Source organism: Chitinophagales bacterium, from assembly GCA_013816805.1.
In the GTDB taxonomy this organism is placed as follows: domain Bacteria; phylum Bacteroidota; class Bacteroidia; order Chitinophagales; family UBA10324; genus MGR-bin340.
In genome coordinates this window covers 47,781-71,201 of record JACDDS010000010.1, presented here as the reverse complement: position 1 = coordinate 71,201, position 23,421 = coordinate 47,781, and the positions used below count along the sequence as shown (strand labels likewise).

17 protein-coding genes and 1 pseudogene are annotated in these 23,421 nt (G+C 39.9%); 12 read left to right on the top strand and 6 right to left on the bottom strand.

Features of this window, described 5'->3' with window-relative positions; genetic code table 11:
* The first annotated feature begins 234 nt into the window (after positions 1-234).
* On the top strand, positions 235-1,134 hold the full coding sequence (locus tag H0W62_09860; GenBank protein ID MBA3648835.1) for an EamA family transporter: 900 nt from the start codon (positions 235-237) through the stop codon (positions 1,132-1,134).
* On the opposite strand, the gene H0W62_09855 is transcribed toward H0W62_09860, so the two are convergent.
* From H0W62_09855 to H0W62_09830, 6 genes and pseudogenes are all read right to left on the bottom strand, one after another.
* Positions 1,074-1,217: a hypothetical protein gene (locus tag H0W62_09855; protein ID MBA3648834.1), complete on the bottom strand. Its 144-nt coding sequence runs from the start codon at positions 1,215-1,217 to the stop codon at positions 1,074-1,076. The genes H0W62_09860 and H0W62_09855 overlap by 61 nt on opposite strands.
* Positions 1,218-1,247: 30 nt before the next feature.
* Positions 1,248-1,474, bottom strand: a pseudogene (locus H0W62_09850) (DUF86 domain-containing protein).
* Positions 1,461-1,754 carry a nucleotidyltransferase family protein gene (locus H0W62_09845; protein MBA3648833.1) on the bottom strand — a complete coding sequence of 98 codons (294 nt, stop codon included), beginning with the start codon at positions 1,752-1,754 and terminating at the stop codon, positions 1,461-1,463. The pseudogene H0W62_09850 and the gene H0W62_09845 overlap by 14 nt, the downstream one beginning before the upstream one ends.
* 249 nt (positions 1,755-2,003) lie before the next feature.
* A complete protein-coding gene (locus tag H0W62_09840; GenBank protein MBA3648832.1) occupies positions 2,004-4,106 on the bottom strand; it encodes an aryl-sulfate sulfotransferase in 2,103 nt (700 codons plus the stop codon).
* Between the two features lie 178 nt (positions 4,107-4,284).
* A complete protein-coding gene (locus H0W62_09835; protein MBA3648831.1) occupies positions 4,285-6,396 on the bottom strand; it encodes an aryl-sulfate sulfotransferase in 2,112 nt (703 codons plus the stop codon).
* 109 nt (positions 6,397-6,505) lie between these two features.
* A complete protein-coding gene (locus tag H0W62_09830) occupies positions 6,506-8,614 on the bottom strand; it encodes an aryl-sulfate sulfotransferase (GenBank protein MBA3648830.1) in 2,109 nt (702 codons plus the stop codon).
* Between the two features lie 359 nt (positions 8,615-8,973).
* Between H0W62_09830 and H0W62_09825 the strand changes: the two genes are divergently transcribed.
* The 11 genes from H0W62_09825 to H0W62_09775 all read left to right on the top strand — a co-directional run bounded on the left by H0W62_09825 (position 8,974) and on the right by H0W62_09775 (position 23,391).
* Positions 8,974-10,146, top strand: coding sequence for a fibronectin type III domain-containing protein (locus H0W62_09825; GenBank protein MBA3648829.1), 1,173 nt, complete (start codon positions 8,974-8,976; stop codon positions 10,144-10,146).
* A 145-nt stretch (positions 10,147-10,291) separates the two neighbouring features.
* Positions 10,292-11,479, top strand: coding sequence for a fibronectin type III domain-containing protein (locus tag H0W62_09820; protein ID MBA3648828.1), 1,188 nt, complete (start codon positions 10,292-10,294; stop codon positions 11,477-11,479).
* A gap of 262 nt (positions 11,480-11,741) precedes the next feature.
* A complete protein-coding gene (locus H0W62_09815) occupies positions 11,742-13,100 on the top strand; it encodes a pyridoxal-phosphate dependent enzyme (GenBank protein ID MBA3648827.1) in 1,359 nt (452 codons plus the stop codon).
* 177 nt (positions 13,101-13,277) lie between these two features.
* Complete coding sequence (locus H0W62_09810; protein ID MBA3648826.1) at positions 13,278-15,659, top strand: T9SS type A sorting domain-containing protein; 2,382 nt, start codon at positions 13,278-13,280, stop codon at positions 15,657-15,659.
* A 419-nt stretch (positions 15,660-16,078) separates the two neighbouring features.
* On the top strand, positions 16,079-16,891 hold the full coding sequence (locus tag H0W62_09805) for an ABC transporter substrate-binding protein (protein MBA3648825.1): 813 nt from the start codon (positions 16,079-16,081) through the stop codon (positions 16,889-16,891).
* A gap of 84 nt (positions 16,892-16,975) precedes the next feature.
* Entirely contained in the window at positions 16,976-18,034 is a 1,059-nt protein-coding gene (locus tag H0W62_09800) for a class I fructose-bisphosphate aldolase (GenBank protein ID MBA3648824.1), read from the top strand.
* 71 nt (positions 18,035-18,105) lie between these two features.
* Positions 18,106-18,954 carry an acetyl-CoA carboxylase carboxyltransferase subunit beta gene (locus H0W62_09795; GenBank protein ID MBA3648823.1) on the top strand — a complete coding sequence of 283 codons (849 nt, stop codon included), beginning with the start codon at positions 18,106-18,108 and terminating at the stop codon, positions 18,952-18,954.
* Between the two features lie 62 nt (positions 18,955-19,016).
* Positions 19,017-19,286: a 30S ribosomal protein S15 gene (rpsO, locus tag H0W62_09790; protein MBA3648822.1), complete on the top strand. Its 270-nt coding sequence runs from the start codon at positions 19,017-19,019 to the stop codon at positions 19,284-19,286.
* Between the two features lie 68 nt (positions 19,287-19,354).
* On the top strand, positions 19,355-21,484 hold the full coding sequence (gene pnp / locus H0W62_09785; protein ID MBA3648821.1) for a polyribonucleotide nucleotidyltransferase: 2,130 nt from the start codon (positions 19,355-19,357) through the stop codon (positions 21,482-21,484).
* 202 nt (positions 21,485-21,686) lie between these two features.
* Positions 21,687-22,550, top strand: a complete 864-nt coding sequence (locus H0W62_09780) for an RNA polymerase sigma factor RpoD/SigA (protein MBA3648820.1) — start codon at positions 21,687-21,689, stop codon at positions 22,548-22,550.
* Positions 22,551-22,719: 169 nt separating this feature from the next.
* Positions 22,720-23,391: a ribulose-phosphate 3-epimerase gene (locus H0W62_09775; protein MBA3648819.1), complete on the top strand. Its 672-nt coding sequence runs from the start codon at positions 22,720-22,722 to the stop codon at positions 23,389-23,391.
* Positions 23,392-23,421 lie beyond the last annotated feature (30 nt).

Below are 23,421 nucleotides of genomic sequence, written 5' to 3'. Positions count from 1 at the left end.
TAATTCTATTTGAACCACTACTTACAAATATGTATCCACGAATGCAGATACTTTCTTAACAAGATTGATAATTCACCATTCACTTCTCTCCGGGTCAATACCTTGTTTTATTGATCATTATAACCAAATTACAGTGATTTCCGTTGCACAATTGAATATTATTCAGGCACACTTAAACCTCAGTGGGTATCTATTACTTTTGCAGATATTTACATGCGCCGCTCTTTAATTCTTATGCACATCAGTATCTTTTTATGGGGTTTTACCGGCCTCTTTGCCAAAGCCATTCAACTGACAGAAGGATTATTAGTATGGTACCGCCTGCTGCTGACTTCTGCCTGCTGGATCATCATTTCACTATTTACAAAAAATGTAAAATGGCTCCCGTGGAAAGAAACGATGCGCATCAGCTTAGTGGGGTTGCTGGTAGCTATTCACTGGCTTTTCTTTTACGGTTCGATTAAGTATTCCAACATTTCCGTTGGCATGAGCTGCCTTGCCATGATCGCAGTGTTCTCAGCCATCATGGAACCGCTGATCATGAAGCAGAAGTTTAGCTGGCAGGAATTTTTTCTTGCCCTGTTTGCCGTGATAGGAATGTTTTTGATCTTCACCTTTCATGAGATCTACCGTACCGGTATTATCCTCGGACTGATCTCTGCATTACTCGGTTCGTATTTTACCATACTAAACAGGAAGCTGATGATGAAGTACAATTCGGAGACGGTAACCACCTATGAGCTGTGCAGCGGGTTCGTTTACCTCACGCTTTTAATGCCGGCTTATTTATACCTTTTTCCTACCGACAAATACATCCCGGATTCACAGGACTGGTTATTGCTGATGATCTTTACCATTGTATGTACCGTAATTCCTTTTAATCTTTCCATGAAATCCCTGCGTTACGTTTCGGCCTTCACGGCTAGTCTATCACTGAATATGGAACCGGTATATGGAATAATACTGGCGTTTATTTTTTTCAACGAGCAAAACGAATTGAATGCAGGATTTTATATCGGAACACTTTTCATTCTCTTTTCAGTGATCTTTTATACTGGTTATAAGTTCCGGAATCAAATTGTCGGTCTGATTCCAAACCAAATAAAAAAGCCCTTCCGTAAAGAAGAGCTGTAAATATGTCCTGATCGACCTAATTTTCTGCAGTAAGTTTTCAATTCCGGGATTGAGTGGTGAACTGCTTTCCAAACAGATTGCATATCAACACCCCTGTAATCATGAATAAGTTTTTATCTCATTCCTGACATCTTCTTCATGGAATTTCAGTATGGAGATTCCTAAACTCGTCACAGATATTTTTTACTGCTTCGCCAATAATTTCAAGATTTCCCAATACACCATCCTGAATTAACTTATTGATAATAAATTTTTCAAAAGTCAATTGCTGAGTATATTCTTCAATGCCTTCAATGCAAAATAGAATATGTCTGACGTAGACATGATCATCCCTCTTCATTAAGGAGCAATTTCAAATCAGCCAGAATATACGTTCTGAGAGATGGATGCACGGAAGCTTCGGTAACCAGGTCTACTTTCACACCAATCAATTCACTGAGTTGCTGTTCCAGGCCAACGAGGTCGAATAGGTCGATGCTGTCTTTAAAATCTATCAGGATATCAAGATCACTTCCTTCTGTTTGCTCATCTCTTGAATACGAGCCAAAAATCCCAATCCGTGTTGGTTTGTAAGGCTTTATTCGTTCGATGATTGTTTGCTGAACATCTTTTGTGAGCATACTCAAAGTTAAAGTTATTGACAATATAGATGTTCACCCATTACCAGTTAAATCTCCCAAGCCATTTAAGCTTGCTAACTGCGTCTTTGCGAAGGTAAGAGTCACAGGAATCTCCATAAATTATCAAATGGTCTTATAGGCAGATTACTTCACTTCGTTCGCAACAACAGCTTTTAAAACCGCTTCATTAAAACCCGCCATTGCCACAATTGATAAAGGAATATTCCGGCTTACCAATTTATCAGGAATCTATTCCTTTATAAATTTTTTAATAACCGATTTCGCTCCGCAACGTATTTCTGCAGTATAAAAGCCTTTAGATAAATTCTGAACGTTCAACTGTATTTGCCCTGCATTAGCAATTTCCTGTGTCATTTGAATTTCACCGAGCATATTACGGATAGTGACTAAAGCAGGCTCATTTCCACTATCTCCTTTTATTGATAGGGTAATCACCGCGAATGCAGGATTAGGATAAACTTCAGCATCAAGCAAATCAGTGCCACTGTTTAGAGGATCTGTTTCTCTGGCCGAAAGTGTAGTAAACGAAGCTGTTTCAGAATAATGGGAAGTCCCATTGCCGGAGCAGATCGTTTTTACCCTCCATTCATACTTAGTGGAAGTTATAAGATTTTTTATAACCAATTGGGTGCTGCTTGTTTTTCCTGCAGTGATCCAGGTGCCGGTTCCTGCCATCCGGTAGTATACCTTGTATTTAGTAGCGCCGGTGGCATCCCCCCACGATAAAGTCACTTGTGTTTTTCCGGGTGCGGCATTCATGGTGTAAGAGGTAATGCGGCTGCAGGGATTCCATGCATACTTATGCGTGCGGTAACTTCTTTGAGTTCCATCGTCGAAAGTCATTTCCCAGGTAATGTTTTTATTGAGATCAACCTCCGTAATATTTGGAATTCCCTGGTCGGCATATATCGTTCCCCAGCTGATCATGGTATTTCCATTGGGCAGGCGTTGAGTGCTTCCGGAAGCGCGTCCGTACACATGATTGCCATTAATATCCGGATGCTCATAATACCAGGTAAGTGTGGCAACCTTATTTACTTCATCCAATGCATATTCCTTGGCGCTCGATATTTGAACAGGAAGATAATCTCCATCATTGAAAAGGGTAACATGGCCATTTGTGATTCTGCGGATATCATGCTGGTAGCTGAAATGCTGCGGAATATTGTCCTTCAAAAATTTAAACTGGTTATTTTCTCCGCCCATCCTCCATATAATATCGCCGGTAGAGGTATTGATTTTAGTAATCTCGCACAGATTGCGGCAGGAGACCATTATATTGCCGTCGTTATCGCGCTCCACTGCGTTTCCATGAACGTAATCCACGGTAAGCCCGGTGAGCACAGTGTTTGAGTCGGCATCCGTTATTTGGAAGTGGTCCCAGCTTCTCCATTGAAATACTACATTCTTTTTGATGTCCAGTTCCTGCACAATCAGGCCTTTTACGGTTGCATCCGAATTCCCCCCCGCGACTACCTGGCTCATGTCAATAGTTTGATCATCATACGCAAGGAGGAATGTATGCTTATCAGGATAGATAACACAATCGTGGCCGTTGGTCTCTAATTCATATCCGTTTCCGCATTGAACAGAATCAATCCGGTTATAATTTGAATCCATAATGATCCACTGAAAATTTACCAGATCATAATAGGTGAGATAGCCATTATAATTAATCTTAAAATCGTGTCCGTTCATGCCTAAATCCTTTGCCCAAATTATGGAGCCGTTGTTATTGATAATGGTGGGAAAAGAGTTTGTATCATTTTCATCATCCGACTGGTTATCATAAAAGATTTGTCCATGCGCGGGGTTATTATTTACATTGATAACAAAGGTGGGCATGGAATCCAGATTGCCTGTTCGTAATTGTTCAGGTAATATATTATTCGGAAAATCTTCCCGTATTATTTCTTTATCGCTCCGGAGATAGCGCTCTCTTTCCTCTGTTGAGATTCCATTTCTGATATCGAAAGAAAAAGAGTTGCCTGTTATGGTAGTGCCATCTTTCTTTTTAAGATTATTATGGACGATTACAGTTACTGTTTCATTCCATGCAAATTCCGGTTCAGGTTTAATGATCAGTGTTTTATTTTCAGAAAGAATTGTCTTCCACCCGTGTTTGCCGCTTTTGGAACCGTAGATTTCGACGATGTCTTTTTTCAGAGTTGAATTTTCATCAAAGGCTTCACCGGTTTTAAGAATAATTGTTTCCTGCGGATAATGATACTTTGACCCGGGAACAGGGCTGATATAATTGAATTGGGCATTAACAATTACTGAAAGGCATACAAATAAACAGGAAGCTATTAAAGAGCGCTTTTTTTTCATGATTACGATTACAGGTTGTTAAGAAATGGTGTTTGGATAAAATACTTTCCGCAGTATAAACCACCTGCGGATGAATGGATAAGGTTCAAATTCAGAGTGGATTTATTTTGAAAAGTGCAAGCTCTTTTACGAGAGATCCGGCAAAAGGTTTAGGCCCCGAAATATTTGACTCTTTAATTCACCTAATAACTAATTGCTTGTGGGCCTCCCCCGTATTACTTTTAAAGTTTGTAAAATAAATGCCGGAAGAAAGTGCGGGTAAATAAATCTCATTTGAATTGAAGCCCTCTTTCGCAGTCCATTGCTTTGAGTAAATAGCTTCCCCAATCACGTTGGAAATAAAGAATGTAACGGTGCTGCTTTTTTGTAAATCGAAATTCAGCCGTAAGCGATCACTTGCAGGATTTGGATAAAAATAAAAATTCGTTCCGGCCGATTGAGAAATAGTGCTCGCAATAGTATTAAATTTCTGGATCGGGGAATATTCAGAGCTGTCATTAAAAACAGTGCATACCGTTCTGATCCGCCAGTCATAAACGGTCTCAGGCATCAAATCAGTTAAAAAATAGGAATGGTCGGCGGTTACGAAGCTGGTCCATTCAGTGCTGGAATCGGTCTTATAATCAAACTCGAATTGAGAGGCATAAGAAGGTACTCCCCAGGAAAAGTTCGCAGATTTTGAGGTAATATCGCTAATGGCAAGTGATTCGGGCAACGGTGCTCCACATCGTTCCCAGTTAAATTTAAAGGCGCGGTAAGAAAAATATCCCTCATTGCCTGTAAATCGGAATTCCCACACAATGTTACCAAGAGAATCCACTTCTGTAAAATTGGGCATTGGCGCTGGCGGGTCCGTAGGTGCAATAAGTCCCCAGCAAATAAAACGATCGCCGTTCGGCAGTAGCTGCACATTACCCATTGCATTGCTGTTTAACTTTTTGTCATCAATGGGGGGACGGATGAAGATCCATTTCAATGTAGCAGTTTTATTTATAGGATCCAGTGTATATTCCTTTGCGGAAGAGGGAGTGGGTTGCGTGTTATTATTATTAAAAAGAGAATAGTTTCCATTAGGTAAGCGACGAATATCGTGCTGGTAATAAAACTGGTTACGGTTTACCGTATCGTTTATAAACGTGAACTGGTTGTTTTTGCCACCCCATCTCCAAATAGTTCCTCCAGTATTGTGATCAATTTTTGTGATTTCACTTAAATGCCGGGATGAGAGAAGAATATTACTATCTGCATCAATTTCAATAGCATTTCCGTGAACCAGGTCTACGTCGTGTATATTATTAGCATCTATGTAAGAATCATTAATGGCAAAGTTATCCCAGCTTCTCCATTCAAAAACTACATGTTTATTTTTATCCAGTTCCTGTAATATGGTTCCGGTAACATTGGCTGCTGTATCGCCATTGGGATAATATAATTTCATGTTTAGCACCTGTACATCGTAGCTCAGAAAAAAGCAATGACCGTCAGGGAAAATCTGGAATTCATGGTTATCTGCCTGGTACCCGTTTCCTGCAAAAAATGAATCTATAACACGGTAATTAGAGTCCATCATTTCAAAACCACTGTCTTCTTCATTATAGTAGGTAAGATATCCATTATGATTTATCTTAAAATCTATGCCTGCATTATTATTGCGAACTGCATATACGGAATCGCCGCTATCTTTAAGTATGGTTCGGAACTGGTAATCATCAGTCTGATCTCCCGGAATTGTGCTTTTAAAATTGTAGAAGAAAGCATCACCTGTAAATTCTTTTCCGGTGGAAGTAATCTCATATTGGGGAAGAGGTATAGAATCTGACTGTGACCGGTTTACTTTAAGCTGATTAAGTCCACGCTCATCGCTATAAATTTTTTCCAAAGCATTTTTCATCTCTGCCTGTCTGCCAGCAGTAAACGCAGGATGCGTTTGAAATTGAAACCTGGTACCAGCGATGATCTCACCGGTTTGCTTTTTTATTGCAGAATCTACCGTTACAGTTACAGTTTCACCTTGGGAAAAAGGAAGCTGGGTATATATTAATATAGTTTTTTTATCGTCGGAAAGGATTAAAGTAACTGTATGATTTCCGCTGAGTGTGCCGGTAACCGTAAAGAGGCTGTCTGACAGTGAGGTACTGTCTATAAGTGCCCCGTTTTTTAGAATAATATTTGTAGTGGTATTATGATATATGCTATTCGGTTTGGGAGAAATGTATTCAAACTGGGCAAAACCTTTTTTAACATGTAAAAAACTTATTAATAAGAAACCTAATAAAAAATATTTTTTCATTTGTAATTAGTTACTAAAAAATGACTAAATTTTCCGCAATGTTCCCTCTAAAATCTGGATTATACAATTAATTATAAAGGGCATTTGAAAGTCAGCTTCTACTTTCTGATCATTGAATGATTACTTTTTTGTAGAATTCCTGACCTTCTGTTTTAAAGCCAATTAGGTAAATCCCTTTATTCAAATATGGCAAAGTGATGATAGAAAGATGATGTCCTTCTGTTTCATGCCACGCCTTATTAAACACTATTTCTCCAAGCATATTTATAATGAAGCAATTAACAGGGCTATTTTTATTTAGTATGTAATCCAGGTTCAAGACTTCTTTGGTGGGATTTGGGAAGAAAGAAAATTTTTCTGACAGCGGCGAAGAAATCCCTGTAGATAAGGTGTTAAAATGCTCAACGGGTGTATAATCTGAGCTATCACTCATTGCAGTGCAAATTGTTTTCACCCGCCAGTCGTACTGCGTTTCGGGCACGAGGCTGGTAAGCAAGTAGCTATTGTTGAAAGTGGTTAACACAATCCAGTCTGCAGCAGCACTTTCCTTATAGTCCACTTCGTAGTTACTGGCAAAGGAGGGGACCGCCCAGCTCAGGCCAGCTGAATTATAGGTAACACTATTGACTACCAGTGATGCAGGTACCGGCAATCCACAAGGCTTCCAGTCGAATTTAAAAGCCCTGTAGGAGATGTAATTCTCATTCCCGGTAAACCGGAATTCCCATACAATATTACCGAGTGAATCGACTTCGGTAAAATTCGGATAAGATACCTGGGCAGTCTTGATAAAATAACCCCAGCAAATAAATGTATTGCCATTTGGTAACCGCTGCGCATTACCCATTGCATTGCTAATGATAATGGCGCCGCTGTCGAGGCTGGGATGAACGTAAGACCAGACCAGCATGGCCGTTTTATTAATTTCATCAAGAGCATATTCTTTTACAGAGGCGGGTATACCTTCCTGCTTATTATTGTTGAATAGTGTGATATGACCGTTAGCAAGCTGCCTGGCATCGTGCTGGTAATAGAAAGGGATGGAATCGGGGTCATTAATAAAAGCAAATTGATTGTTCTTTCCGCCGAAGCGCCAGATAGTTTCACCTGTAGCATGGTTAATCTTAGTCACTTCACTCAAGTGGCGTGATGAGAGAAGGATATTGCCATCCTGTTCCAGTTCAATGGAATTCCCGTGTACCAAATCAATATCAGCGTGGTTATGTAAAAGTTCATAAGAATCCCGGATATCGAAGTGATCCCAGCTTCTCCATTCAAAAACAACCTGCTTTTTCTTGTCCAGCTCCTGTAATATCAGACCGGTAACGTGTGCAGTATCTATTCCGTTGTTCACCACCTTGCTCATATCAATTATTTGTTCATCGTAAGCAAGTAAGTAGCTATGCCCGTCGGGAAAAATTTGAAAGTCATGGCCATCCGCATAATATCCATTGCCGGCGAAAAAGCTATCAATGAGGTGATATGAAGAATCCATCATTTGAAATGAACTGTCGTACCCATTAAAAAAGGTCAGGTATCCGTTGTTATTTAATTTGAAGTCGATACCGGTATTGTTATCATAGGATGCATAAACAGAGTCACCATTGTCATTTAAAATGGTTTTGAATTGATAGTCATCGGTGGTGTCCTGCTCGCCGCTGGATTTAAAATTGTAGTAAAAGACCCTGGAAGGATATTCGTTTCCATTATCAGTAATTAGAAATTGCGGCAAGGGGATTTCAGAAGAATCCGTTCTTGTGTCAACTGGTAAATATGCTTTATGCGGAATTTCCCCATCCAAATCATAAGATCTTTTTCCATAGCCTCTGTTAAAATAGTAATCAGGATGCGTTTGAAACTGGAAGGCAGTATCTCTCAGAACCAACCCGGTTGAAGTTTTTATGCCTGTCGCAACAGAAACATTTACTGTTTCACTGTCTGCAAAGTAGGTTGCAGGATATGCGACTATGGTCTGTTGGTCATCAGACAAAGTAACCCGTATGGAATGAACTCCGCTCACAGAACCAACCACAGTAAATAAGCCGGGGGTTAAGGACAGGCTATCAATTAAATTACCATTTTTTAAAATGATGTTTGTGGAAGGATTATGGTAAATACTTCCCGGTACAGGTGAAATGTATTGAAACTGTGCAGAAGATTTTTCAATAAAAGTGTAAATAATAATAACAGTCAGACACCACCGTAAAGAAGATACCATTAAAGGAATTTTAATTTATAGAATTTTAGTATAAACATTACCCCATGCAACTTACAGACCAAAGAAATAAAACTAAAAGGCATTGTTTTTTAGGGTAATCTAAATGGATGATGCAAAATTAGTGTTATCCAACTAGAAATTATGGAACATACACTTTCATCTCTTTATCTTTTATTCAGTATAATTAAAATATACTTCTCCGCATTCAACTCACGAGGCACTAATGAAAACAAGCTTAGACATAAAAAAACTGGTATGGTTTAATGATAAAAAATAAAATCTTTTTTTATTGCTGTCATCAATTTCTTTCTACTTTTGATACTTCCTAAAAACAACTCTGCAACATTAAAAAATACAACATGAAAAAAATTTTCCTATTGATAACCTGCGTTTGCCTGTATTCATTTTCGTGGGCAGCGCTTACTACTATTACCACGCAAAAAATTAAGGGCACACCCTTATGCGGCGGCGAAATGGTGGACGTAAGCTATACCGTTGATGCCCCGGCGAAATCGGGCAATGTTTTTACCGCACAACTTTCTGATAAATCCGGGAAGTTTGGTTCTCCGGTAGATATTGGCAGCATTGCAGGCACCACATCGGGTACCATTACAGCTACTATTCCAATGAACACGAATACTGGAAGTAAATACCAGATTCGTGTAGTATCCAGTAATCCCTCCGTAATTGGCACGCCTTCACCAAACTCTTTTAAGATAAATCCTTCTCCCAAGGATTTAACAGTTACAAATATTACTGCATGCTCGGCTACCTTGAACTGGAGCTCCGTTTCTACAGCCACTAGCTATGATGTTCGTTATAAGAAAACAAACGGAGGATCATTTTCAAGTGCGGTAAACACTACTGGTCTGGGTTATACCTTCACGGGTCTACAATCCAGCACCAGCTATGAATTTGATGTGCGGGCAAAGTGCCCAACCGGTTCCAACAGTTCCTATTCGGCAGCTACTGCCTCTACTATTGCTTGTCCTGTACCGGGTAATCTCTTTGTATCTGTTATAGGCACTACAACCAGTGATCTTGACTGGCCGGATGCAACTTGCGCAATGGATTATTCTTTCCGGTACCGCGCAACTAACACGTCTACCTGGACCTATAAGCACCCTACAGTAAGCACGATCCATTTAACCGGCTTATTACCGGCACAGGACTATGAAGCACAAGTAGCAACGCGGTGTTCATCTTCTGATTCCTCTACATATGGTAATACCGCTACATGGCAAACGATGTATTTCCGTCTTGCCGGAAACTCCGACGGATCTTACCTGGTGGTGTATCCCAATCTATCTAATGGGGCATTCTCTCTTAATTTCAATAATTCCAATGGGAACAGCAAAATGGATATATATGTGCAGAATGTGTTTGGACAAATAGTTTATCATGAAACGAAGTCAATTGTTTCAGGGCTGAATAAGGAGAGCATTAAATTAGACAATATAGCATCCGGGATGTATTTTGTAAAAATTGTTTCCCTAAATGAAGAATATAACTCTTCTATTATTATAAAATAAATTTGGCCGGTATAGCAACTCTTATTAAAGGGTTGCTATACTGTAATCTATAAAATACTTTTTTAATTTAATTGTTACGTGCTTTTATTTCATTCTATTATTTAATCTTTTAAAATAATTTTTTTATTAAACTAAAATTTGAAACATGAAAAACCTGTTACTTTTAATTACAGTCACCTGCCTGAGCTCTTATTTCTGTGCAGCTAATTCCATTACTACATCGTCTGTTACCGGCGGACCTTTTTGCGGGGGAGATGTGGTTAAAGTCTCATTTACTGTTGACTCGGTTATGAACTCCGGAAACGTATTTACGGCCCAGCTTTCCGATAAAAAAGGAAATTTTGATTCAGAGATAGCAATCGGCTCTTTATCTTCCACTAACTCCGGTACCATTACTGCTAATATTCCTCAAGGCATGCCAACAGGGAGTGATTATAAAATCCGCGTGGTATCATCTAATCCATCACTAATTGGAACACCTAGTCCTAACAATATCAGGATTAATCCTGCTCCTAAAGGATTGATCATTACGAATGTTACTTCTGATGGTTTCACCCTTAGCTGGAATTCGGTTTCAACTGCTGCATACTACCAGGTAACCGGCAAATTGCACAACAGCCAGCGCTATCCCCAGCCTGTAGATATCACCGATGGTTCTCTTAGTTATACGTTTACCGGCTTGAAGTCAGGGCATGACTTTGATCTTGGTGTTAGAGCAATTTGCACCAGCGGTGATAAAAGCTCCTGGAATCCCATTACTGCATCTACGGATTCTAGCTCAATGGCAGCATGCGAGACCCCTACATCCTTTTTTGTTTCAGTAATTGGCGTTAGTACCTCTTCTCTGGAATGGGGAGATGTGGCAGGTGCAATGGATTATTCTTTTCGCTACAGGGCTGCCGGAGCTACAGATTGGATCTATATGCATCCCACTGAAAGCCATATGGATTTAACCGGGCTGTTACCTGCACAGGATTATGAGGCACAGGTTGCTAGCCGCTGTTCAGAATCGGATTCTTCTGCTTACGGAAATACAGCAACCTGGCAGACCAATTACTTCCGTCTTGCCAATGCTGCAAATAGCTCCATAAATATTTATCCAAACCCGAGCAATGGCAACTTCACAGTAAGCTTTTCTGGTATGGTTAGCAATATGAATTTTGATGTTACCGTACAGAACGTAGTGGGCCAGGTAATATATCAATCAAGCACAACGATTGCTGATGGAAGCCGTGAGCAAAATATCTCTCTCACAGATGTAAATTCAGGCGTGTACTTTATAAATGTAAAAGCCGGAAATGAAGAATTGCACTCTTCTTTAGTGATACAATAATTTTTATTAAGAATGAATAGGTCAGCCCTGTAATCTTCACAGGGCTGAATTATTTTATGATCGGAAAGATTTCATTGAAAATTGTGGCATATGGTAATTGATATGAAATGAACAACATTATTACAGTTAGCAATGGTTATTTCTCTTTACATTCTGACTAAAGCGCTACAATTTAATCATGCCCTGATTATTTTATAATTCAAAATAATCTACCTGTTGCCGTATCTATATTGTTCTTGCGATTCATGGTTACCTTTGCTGTATGTTTTACAACCACATCATAGAAACTATTGGCAATACGCCATTGGTTAAACTACATAAGGTAACCAAAGGCATTCAGGCTACAGTGCTTGCCAAAGTAGAATCATTTAATCCCGGCAATTCAATTAAAGACCGGATTGCGTTAAAAATGATAGATGAAGCCGAAAAAAAGGGCTGGCTGGAGCCAGGAGGAACGATCATAGAAGGTACGTCCGGTAACACAGGAATGGGGCTTGCATTAGCAGCTATTGCGAAAGGATATAAATGTATTTTTACCACTACTGATAAGCAATCAAAAGAAAAAGCCGATATTCTTCGTGCTGTTGGTGCCGAAGTGATTGTTTGTCCAACCAATGTAGAGCCGGAAGATCCGCGGTCCTATTATTCGGTTTCAAGAAGGCTTTCTGAAGAAACTCTGGATTCGTGGTATCCAAACCAATACGATAATTTAACTAACAGGCAGGCGCATTATGAAACTACTGCCCCCGAAATATGGGAACAGACAGAGGGTAAGATAACGCATTTTGTTTCTGGTGCTGGTACGGGCGGAACCATAAGCGGTATTGGAAAATTTCTGAAGGAAAAAAATAAGCGCATACAGGTTTGGGCAATTGATACCTATGGATCTGCACTTAAGAAATATCATGAAACCGGGGTTTTGGATCCGAATGAAATTTACCCCTATATCACCGAGGGAATTGGGGAAGACCTCATTCCTAAAAATTATGATTTCAGCGTTATTGACCACTTTGAAAAAGTGACCGATAAAGACGCCGCACTGATGGCCCGTGAGATTACCCGTAAAGAGGGAATCTTTGTAGGCTATTCCTGCGGATCCGCGCTTGCGGGTTTAATGCAATTAAAAGACCGCTTAAAGCCATCAGACGTTGTGGTGGTTATTTTTCCTGACCATGGAAGCCGTTATATTGCTAAAATCTACAATGATGAATGGATGCGCGAGCGCGGGTTTCTGGAAGTAAAAACAGCACGCGATATTGTAGAATCAAAAAACAGTCAGCAATTGATCTCCGTTCGCCATAATCAGACTGTTACAGAAGCAATTGCTTTAATGCAGAAATATGATATCGATCAGCTTCCTGTTTTAGAAGATAGCAAAATGGTGGGTTCTATAAATGAATCCGGATTGCTGATGAAGTTGCTCAGTAACCATGAGATTAAATCATTTGCAGTGGAAAGTGTGATGGATGCTCCGCTTCCTGTTCTTACCAGCGATACTCCCCTGGATAAATTATCAGGCATCATCAATAAGGAAGCAGGCGCCGTGATAATTCCTGATGGATTAAACAATATGCACATTGTAACCAAAAGCGATATTATCCGTGCAATTGCAAATAATTGATCAGATAATACTTCATTCCTGGTTCACTTTGTCTAGGCACTTATTACCTCTTTTGAATGTTGTGATTTTAAAGATTACCTCTTTAAGGTTTATTATTAATATTTGGAGTTATGCGTTCAATTTCTTTCTTTTAGAGTTCAGTTCTCACCGTTTATCAACCTTCAAATCAAACTTCCCATGATGAAAATCTATTTACTCTTTTTAGCAATTTTATTTGCCGGGAGCAGCACACTGTCAGCTCAAACTCCACATCGCACTTGCGGTACAGTGGAACACCTGGAATGGTTAAAGCAGCAGGATCCTGCCTTGAGTCAGCGTATGCAGGATATAGAAAATTTCACACAAATTTATATGGCTGCGCATCCTTCTGAGGCCAGAACCATAGTTACCATTCCCGTTGTTGTGCACGTGGTTTATAATACTTCATCACAGAATATTTCGGATGCCCAGGTACAGGCGCAAATAAGCCAGCTTAACCAGGACTATGCACGAACCAATTCTGATGCTGGCAATACACCATCGGTATGGCAGTCAACAGCAGTCAATACAAACGTACAATTCTGCCTTGCTCAAAGAGATCCTAATGGTAATGCCACTACGGGAATAATACACAAGTCAACCTCAGTGACCTCCTTTTCGCAAAACGACAATGTAAAGCATTCGGCAAATGGCGGTGATGATGCATGGGCAGCAGGCTCTTATCTAAACCTCTGGGTTTGTAATCTTGGCGGTGGATTATTAGGTTATGCCCAATTTCCTGGTGGTGCTTCTTCTACCGATGGTGTTGTGATTCTATATAGTGCTATCGGAAGTATTGCATCCCCCAGTAGCGGAGCGCCTTACAACTTAGGCAGAACAGCAACTCATGAAGTAGGTCACTGGCTGAACTTAAATCATATTTGGGGAGATGATGGTGGCGCTTGTACCGGAACAGATAATGTTGGAGATACTCCTAACCAGGCAGGTGAAAATTATGGTTGTCCTGCGTATCCTCATACCGATGCATGTACCGCAAGTTCTCCGGGAGTAATGTTTATGAATTACATGGATTATACGGATGATAATTGCATGAATATGTTTACTTCCGGACAAAGCTCCAGGATGAATTCTCTTTTTGCTTCGGGAGGTGCACGCTATAGTATTACTACCTCGCTGGGCTGCACGCCTCCGAGCGGAGGCTCATGCGGTACACCTTCAGGGCTAAGTGCCACATCCATTACCACTTCTTCTGCAACTCTTAACTGGATATCAGTTAGTGGTGCTACAAGCTACAATATTCAATACCGCCCGACCGGAACCAGCACATGGACTTCTACTACATCTACCACAAATTCGAAAGCAGTAAGTTTTTTAACTGCCAGTACTCAATATGAGTTCCAGGTGCAAACAGTATGTTCCTCGGGAAGCTCTGCTTACTCTGCTTCTGCAACGTTCACTACTTCCTCCAGCGGTGGTGGAAGCTATTGTGCTTCGAACGGTACTACCAATTCTTACGAATGGATTGATTACATATTATTAGGATCTATCAGCAGGACATCAGGCGCCGACGCAGGGGGTTATTATAACGCAACTTCCCTGACTACAAATGTATCTACAAGCTCCAGCTATACGCTTACTTTTAGTGCAGGTATGAGTGGTGGCACCTATACGGAATATTGGTCTGTATTTATTGACTGGAACCGTGATGGTGATTTTGCAGACGCTGGTGAAACAGCATATTCGACCAGCTCGAGCAGCACAGGAAATTTAACAGCAACTATTTCAGTTCCTTCTACCGCTTCTATTGGAACTACCAGGATGCGCGTGAGCATGCATTATAATTCTGCACCGCCTTCCTGCGGCAGTTTCGATTATGGAGAAGTGGAAGATTATACATTAAATATTCAGCAGGGATCCGGCGGAAGCTGCACGGAATCATATGAATCGAACAACACATTGGCTACGGCTGCTGCCATTCCGGTAAATACCAATATTACCTCCCAGATCAGTACCTCGACGGATTATGATTATTTTTCTTTTGCAAACAACAGCACACAAAAGAATATTAAGGTGACCTTAACAACTTTACCCGGAGACTACGATCTTAAATTATATAGCCCTACAGGTTCGCTTTTATCTACATCGCAGAATGGTGGAACAACCTCTGAAACTATTATCTATAACACGAGTACTATAGGGACCTATAAAGCTTATGTCTACGGCTATAGCGGTGCTTACAGTAATACTAAATGCTATACCCTTAATTGTGCCATAAGCAGCAGCACTTTCCGTTTGGATCCTAACATTGCCATAAGCGGGATTGAAGAGGGTTCGCTGTCATTGTATCCTAATCCTGTTCAGAATACTATGAATGTAAAATTCAGCGTACTAAAATCCTCAGACATTTCAATTTATATTGTTGATATGGTAGGAAGATTAGTGTCTCAATCTTCCGTTCACGCCTTTGAGGGGGAAAATTCTTATGCGCTTGATTTAAACAAGCTCAACAACGGGTTGTATGTAATGCAACTGCAAAACGGAAGTGGTAAAACCTTTGCGAAATTTATGATTGAAAAATAATATAAATGTTAAAATAAGGTCGTCCCGCATTTCGGGGCGGCTTTATTTTTTAACAGATAGAATCTTAGGACATTGCTTTATCTAATTATTATGCTTATAGAAATGCTGTTATTCGAAATTAAATTGTTTAACGCGCTTTTGTAACACCTGGTAAATGAAAAGTTAAAAACTTTGGTACAGTCTGTAGAATCAAAAATAGATAAGGGAGTGAGTAATAAGACGAATGTTTTGCAGAAAATAAGACCGACACCATTAAATGGGACTTTGGATTTTTGTAACCCTCATGCTGGCAATTGTAGGGTTATATTTGAAATAAATTTTAGAATACGAATAAGTACCATCCTCTGAATTTGTAACTAGTGAAATTGACCTCCTTAATAATGTTTATATAAGATTGCGAATTTATTACCGTATTTAAAATGATTTTTACCGATCAGCTTAGGCGGGATGTTCTACTCTCTTTTCCTCCCAAACGAATTATATCCCTGGTACCTTCCCAAAGCGAATTGCTTTTCGACCTTGGATTAAACGAGGAAATTATTGGCGTTACAAAATTTTGTATCCGCCCAAAAGAAAAAACTAAATCGAGAATTAAAATCGGTGGTACAAAAGACATTAACCTCGAAAAAGTAAAATCTCTCTATCCGGATCTCATTATTGGAAATAAAGAAGAAAATAATGAAGAGCAAGTAAAGGAGTTAATGAAAGAATTTCCTGTCTGGATGAGCAACATCAGGATACTCGAAGAGGCATATGAAATGATAATTTCAATCGGCAAACTAGTTGAAAAATATCATGAAGCATCATCGCTTGTTTCCGAAATAAAGTTTCATTTCAAAAATTTAAATTCTAATATAACGGGTCCTCAACCGTACAAGACCACTTATAAAAATAGGATCTGCTATCTTATTTGGCGGAATCCTTATATGACCGTGGGTGCAGATACCTTTATCAATGACATGCTTAAAACGGCTGGTTTTGAAAATATTTTTTCTGGCAAGACACGGTATCCGGTAATAGAGTTACAGGAAATATCAGATCTCACACCGGACTACATTTTTCTTTCTTCTGAACCATATCCATTTAAAGAAAATCACGTTCAGCAAATACAAAACATGTTGCCCTTATCAAAGGTTTTACTGGTTGATGGCGAAATGTTTTCCTGGTATGGAAGCCGTTTGTTAAAGTCAGCAGCCTACTTTCTACAACTGCATAAAAAATTAAAGGTGTAGTAGCAGATACGGTTCTCTTCACTCCGCCTGCAAAGCTAACTTTGCTATATTTGCCGCAACTCATACAAACCTAAACGATTTGCTATGGCATTAAGCACCATCACTTCATTGCTGGAAGATAAGGCGGAATATCTTCTCAGTCACGTTTGTTCAACGGTAGATAAACAGTTGCTTCACGTTCCGGGCCCGGATTTCATAGACCAGGTATTCACTCAGACAAACAGAAACAACCAGGTAATACGCAATTTGCAGATGATCTATAATCACGGTAGGTTAGGCGGTACTGGCTATGTTTCTGTCCTACCAGTAGACCAGGGCGTGGAACACAGCGCCGGTGCATCCTTTGCACCCAATCCAATGTATTTTGATCCGGAAAATATTGTATCACTGGCTATAGAAGGAGGGTGTAACGCTGTTGCCTCAACATACGGTGTCCTGGCATCTGTATCACGTAAATACGCACATAAAATTCCATTCATAGTAAAGATCAATCACAATGAATTCTTAAGCTATCCCAATAAATATGATCAGATCATGTTTGGTACCGTTAAAGAAGCGTGGAATATTGGTGCAGCAGCAATAGGAGCCACCATATATTTTGGATCTGAAGAATCAGCACGACAGATTCAGGAAGTATCAAAAGCTTTTGCGATAGCACATGAGATGGGGATGGCGACCATTCTGTGGTGCTACCTGCGAAATACAGGATTTAAAAAAGATAATGTGGACTATAGTACTGCAGCAGATTTAACAGGCCAGGCAAATCACCTTGGGGTTACCATTCAGGCAGATATAATTAAACAAAAGCTTGCCACAAATAACGGAGGATTTGAAGCGCTCAAATTCGGTAAAACCCATCCTAGGGTATACAGGGATTTAACAACAGACCACCCTATTGACCTGTGCCGTTACCAGGTTATCAACTGTTACATGGGAAGAGCTGGTCTTATAAACTCAGGAGGAGAATCAAGGGGAGCATCTGATATGGCTGAAGCAGTTTTTACTGCTGTCGTAAATAAAAGGGCAGGAGGAACTGGTCTTATCTCAGGCAGGAAAGCGTTTCAAAAGCCAATGAAAGATGGCATTGAATTATTAAATGTTATTCAGGATGTATATCTGGCCCCGGAGATTGATCTTGCCTGATAAACTTCCCAAACTCAGGAATTTAATTTACTCCTGCATAGTTACTTTTCATATCACTATACTCTATAGGAATGGCCTGGTTTAAGCGCAATAAGGAAGGTATTACAACCAGTACGGAAGAAAAACTGGAAGTACCGGATGGCATTTGGTGGAACTGCCCTGCTTGTAAAAAAACAATACCTACAGCAGATTTAACTGATAATAAATATGTGTGCCCAAACTGCAATTATCATCCGAGAATCAACTCTATAGAATATTTCGAAATTATTTTTGATGATAACGATTACAAACTCTTATTTGAATCACTGAAGCCGAAGGACTTTCTTCAGTTTAAAGATTTAAAATCATATGAAGAGCGACTTGAGGCCACTAAAAAAGTTAATGTAAGTGAGGCAATTTCTGTTGGAGTCGGTAAAGTGAGCGACCAAAAACTGGTCTGTGCATGTATGAATTTTAACTTTATAGGGGGTTCTATGGGTAGTGTGGTGGGTCAGCGGATTGCATATGCAATTGATTACTGTGTAAAACAAAGAATTCCCTTGCTCATTATTTCAAAGTCAGGAGGAGCACGGATGATGGAAGCCGCATTTTCACTTATGCAATTGGCAAAAACCTCTGCCAAGCTTACCCAGCTTTCTGATGCAAAAATCCCATATTATTCCTTAATGACCGATCCGACAACAGGAGGTGTCACGGCTTCCTTTGCTATGTTGGGGGATATAAATATGGCGGAGCCTGATGCTTTAATCGGTTTTGCAGGCCCCCGGGTGATTAAAGAAACGATCAAGAAAGATTTACCCAAAGGGTTTCAACGGTCGGAATTTTTACTGGAACATGGCTTTCTTGACTTTATCGTGAATCGAAAAGAATTGAAACAACGATTGAAGGATTTGGCAGATGTGTTTGCGCTTTCAAAATAGGTACCTCTGTAACAAATAATTGCTATATTTGCGCCCTTAATAAAGGAAAAGATAATACAACCATGCCCATTACAAAGGAAAGAAAGGCAGAAGTTATTAAAAATTTTGCTGCCAGCGAGAGTAATACCGGCTCAACAGAAGCACAAGTTGCTTTACTTACTGAGCGTATAAATGATATAGCCGGACATTTAGACGGACAAAAAAAAGATTTTAACACCTCAAGGTCATTATTAAAAATGGTTGGCCAGCGAAAACGCCTGCTGAAATATCTCCATGATACCAACCTTTCATCTTATAGGCAAATAATCGAGAGATTAAAACTTAGAAAATAATTCACATACTTTTTATTAGGCCGTTAGGATTATTCCTGATGGCTTTATGCTTTAAATAGATCATAACTATGAGTAAAACAGCTATATCAAAAACATTTGACAGCGGAGATGGTCGTAGTATCACGATTGAAACTGGGAAATTAGCAACACAGGCCGATGGATCTGTTTTAGTCCGTCAGGGGAATTGTATGTTACTTGCTACAGTAGTTTCCAGCAAGGATGTCAAAGAAGGTCAGGACTTTTTTCCGTTATCTGTTGATTATCAGGAAAAGTTTGCATCTGCAGGCAGAATTCCAGGTGGATTTTTTAGAAGAGAAGCAAGGCTTTCGGACTATGAAATTTTGATTTCACGCATAATAGACAGGGTACTTCGACCTTTATTTCCTGAAGATTATTTATCTGATACCCAAGTCATGGTTTCACTGATTTCTGCCGATCAGAACATCATGCCCGATACACTTGCTGCTCTTGCTGCTTCCGCTGCTTTAATGGTTTCTGATATACCTTTCAATGGCCCCATTTCCGAGGTCAGGGTTTGTAAGATTGAAGGAAAATTTGTCGTGAATCCATTAAAGTCTGAGATGGAGAAGGCCGAACTAGATGTTATAGTAGGGGCTTCCCGGGAAAGTATTGTAATGGTTGAAGGGGAAGGTAAGGAAGCATCAGAATCTGATCTCCTGGAAGCGATCCGTGTCGGTCATCAGGCGGTACAGGCGCATTGTAAGGCACAAATGGAGCTTTTGGAGCTATGCGGAGGGAAAAAACCGGCACGTGAGTATAAAAAACCCCCTCAAAGTGAGGATATTAAACAAAAAATTTATAGCTCTTTTTCAGAAAAGCTAAACAATATTGCAAGGAAAGGGTTGGGTAAAACAGAACGCAAAGCTGCTTTCAATTCCTTAAAAGAGGACCTGAAAGCCATGATGGAAACATGGGAAGGCGATAATGAAAAAAAGTTAGGAAAAAAATATTACGGAGACCTGGAATACGAAGTGGTTCGGAATTTAATTCTGGATGAAGGTATACGTTTAGACGGTCGGAAAACCAATGAAATACGACCCATCTGGGCAGAACTAGATTATTTGCCTTCCGCGCACGGTTCCGCAATTTTTACAAGGGGAGAAACCCAATCATTGACCACTGTAACTTTAGGAACCAAGCTTGATGAATTAATGCTTGATAAAGCTACGGAAGTAATATATCAGAAGTTTATTCTTCATTATAATTTCCCATCTTTTTCTACCGGAGAAGTAAAGCCGAACCGCGGACCTGGCAGGAGAGAGGTAGGTCATGGGAATCTTGCCATGCGTTCTTTAAAGCATATGCTTCCTTCCGGTGATAACAACCCTTATACCATCCGGGTGGTTTCTGATATTCTTGAGTCCAATGGCTCATCGTCAATGGCAACGGTTTGCGCTGGTTCACTTGCCCTTTATGATGCTGGTGTCAAGATGAAAAGTCATGTATCCGGGATTGCAATGGGTTTAATTACCCGTAATGATGGAAAAGTTGCAATTCTTTCTGATATTCTTGGGGATGAAGATCACCTGGGCGATATGGACTTTAAAGTAACGGGAACGGCAAAAGGGATTTGTGGTTGTCAAATGGATATTAAAGTTCTTGGATTGTCTTACGAAACCATGGCACTTGCATTAGAACAGGCTAAAGAAGGACGGTTGCACATCTTAGGCATCCTGAATGATTGCATTCCTGAGCCCCGGGAGGATTATAAGTCCCATGCACCCAGAATTGTGAAGATTATGATTCCACGTGAATTTATAGGCGCAATCATTGGTCCTGGTGGTAAGGTGATCCAGGAAATGCAGCGGGAGACAGCAACTGTCATCAATATAACGGAAATCGGTGAGGAGGGTGAAATCTTAATTTCCTCTGCCAATAAAGAATCTATTGACAAAGCGATTAACCGTATCAGGGGTATAATTGCTGTTCCACAGGCCGGAGAAGTATATGAAGCAACTGTAAAATCGATCATGCCTTACGGTGCATTTGTTGAATTCTTACCTGGCAAGGAAGGTCTGTTGCACATATCTGAAATATCATATAAACGTCTCGAAAATCTGGATGGAGTTTTAAATGTTGGCGATACTATCAAAGTAAAATTGCTGGAGGTAGACAAGAAAACAGGCAAATTCAAGCTTTCCAGAAAAGCGCTGCTTGACAAGCAATCACAAAATTAAAATGCATCATATTGATTTTTTGATGACGGATCCAAATTCTATCTCAAATTCAAGCATCGCGTCCTATTATCGTCATAATTTCTGCAAGGCAGCCTATTGTCAAACTTCGGTAAGATTTTTGATTCGTCTCAGATCAAATTTACAGTTCCGAACTAAATTCAGTCTGTGATTGTATTTAATTTTTATAAATAATACCCATTAAATGAGGCAGTTAAAAATTACACAACAAATCACCGCGCGTGATAATGATTCCCTTGAACGGTATCTTCAGGAGATTGGTAAAATGTCCTTAATTACTCCTGAAGAAGAAGTGGAACTGGCACGTAAAATAAAAGCAGGTGATCAGGATGCATTGGAAAAAATGACAAAAGCAAATCTGCGCTTTGTGGTTTCAGTGGCTAAGCAATATCAGCATCAGGGATTATCTTTAAGTGACCTGATAAATGAAGGAAATATAGGCTTGATTAAAGCGGCGCAGCGTTTTGATGAATCCAAAGGTTTCAAATTTATTTCATATGCAGTATGGTGGATCAGGCAATCTATCTTACAAGCTTTGGTAGAGCAGTCCAGAATGGTTCGCTTACCTTTAAATAAGGTAGGATCATTAAGCAAGCTGAATAAAGCTATGATTCATTTTGAGCAACAAAATGAGCGGGAGCCCAGCCAGGAAGAGTTAGCCGACATTATGAATGTGACGGTTAAAGATATAATGGATATGATGAAGGGTTCCGGAAAACACCTTTCTATGGATGCTCCTATTAAGGAGAATGAAGAAGGCACAATGATTGAATTTTATGAAGACAACCATTCCAAAGGGGTTGTAGATGATCTTTACAGTGAATCATTAAAGCGGGATATTAAACGTGTTCTCTCCGCAATGAATAAGAGAGATGCAGATATTGTAAGCTGTTTTTTTGGTGTGAATGGGGAACAGCCTATGAATCTTGATGAGATAGGGCAACGGTTTGCTTTGACCCGTGAGCGTGTCAGGCAGATCAAAGAGAAGGCTATACGCAGAATGCGTAAATTAAAAACAGCCCGTACTTTAAAAACATACCTGGGCTAATACAAAAAAATAATTAAAAGCCGTCTCTTTACCGGGGCGGCTTTTTTATTTTAGGGCAACGATTATGTGCTCAGAAGCTTGGGTTATACTTCTTTTTGCAACCAGCGAAATGCTTTTGATCTGCATTTGGCCAGTCATTGGTCATCAAATTTCCACTTATCTTCGGCGCATGAATGCATTGGTGGCACCCTCTATTTTATCTGCAGACTTTGGCAATTTACAGGACGAAGTTAATATGCTTAATGAAAGCGCGGCCGATTGGATCCACTGCGATATTATGGATGGAAGGTTTGTTCCGAATATATCGTTTGGCTTTCCGGTTTTAAAAGCCATTAAAAAGTTTTCCCGTAAACCCCTTGATGTGCATCTGATGATTGCAGAGCCGGAAAAATATATAGAAGAATTTGCTAAATCCGGTGCTAATCTGATAAGTGTTCACCTTGAAGCATGTATTCATCTTCATCGCACCATTTCGTTCATTAAAGAAAATGGCATTTTAGCCGGAGTGGCCATTAACCCACATTCCCCTGTAGTTTTACTTCAAGATGTAATAACCGATATTGACCTGGTGTGCTTAATGTCCGTTAACCCTGGTTATGGAGGACAAAAATTTATTCCAAATACACTTTGGAAGCTATCACAGCTAAAAAGTTTAATTCTCTCCCGAAAATCAATGGCCAAAATTGAGATTGATGGAGGGGTTGATCTCGACAATGCTGGTATATTGATAGAAGCCGGTGCTGATGTGCTCGTGGCAGGAAATACGGTTTTCAATTCTCCTCATCCGGCTGAAACTATTGGTCTTTTGAAAAATGCCCGCAGAAGTAATACGGTAGTTTAACCGACGTTTAGCTGATGATGCAAAAATTTA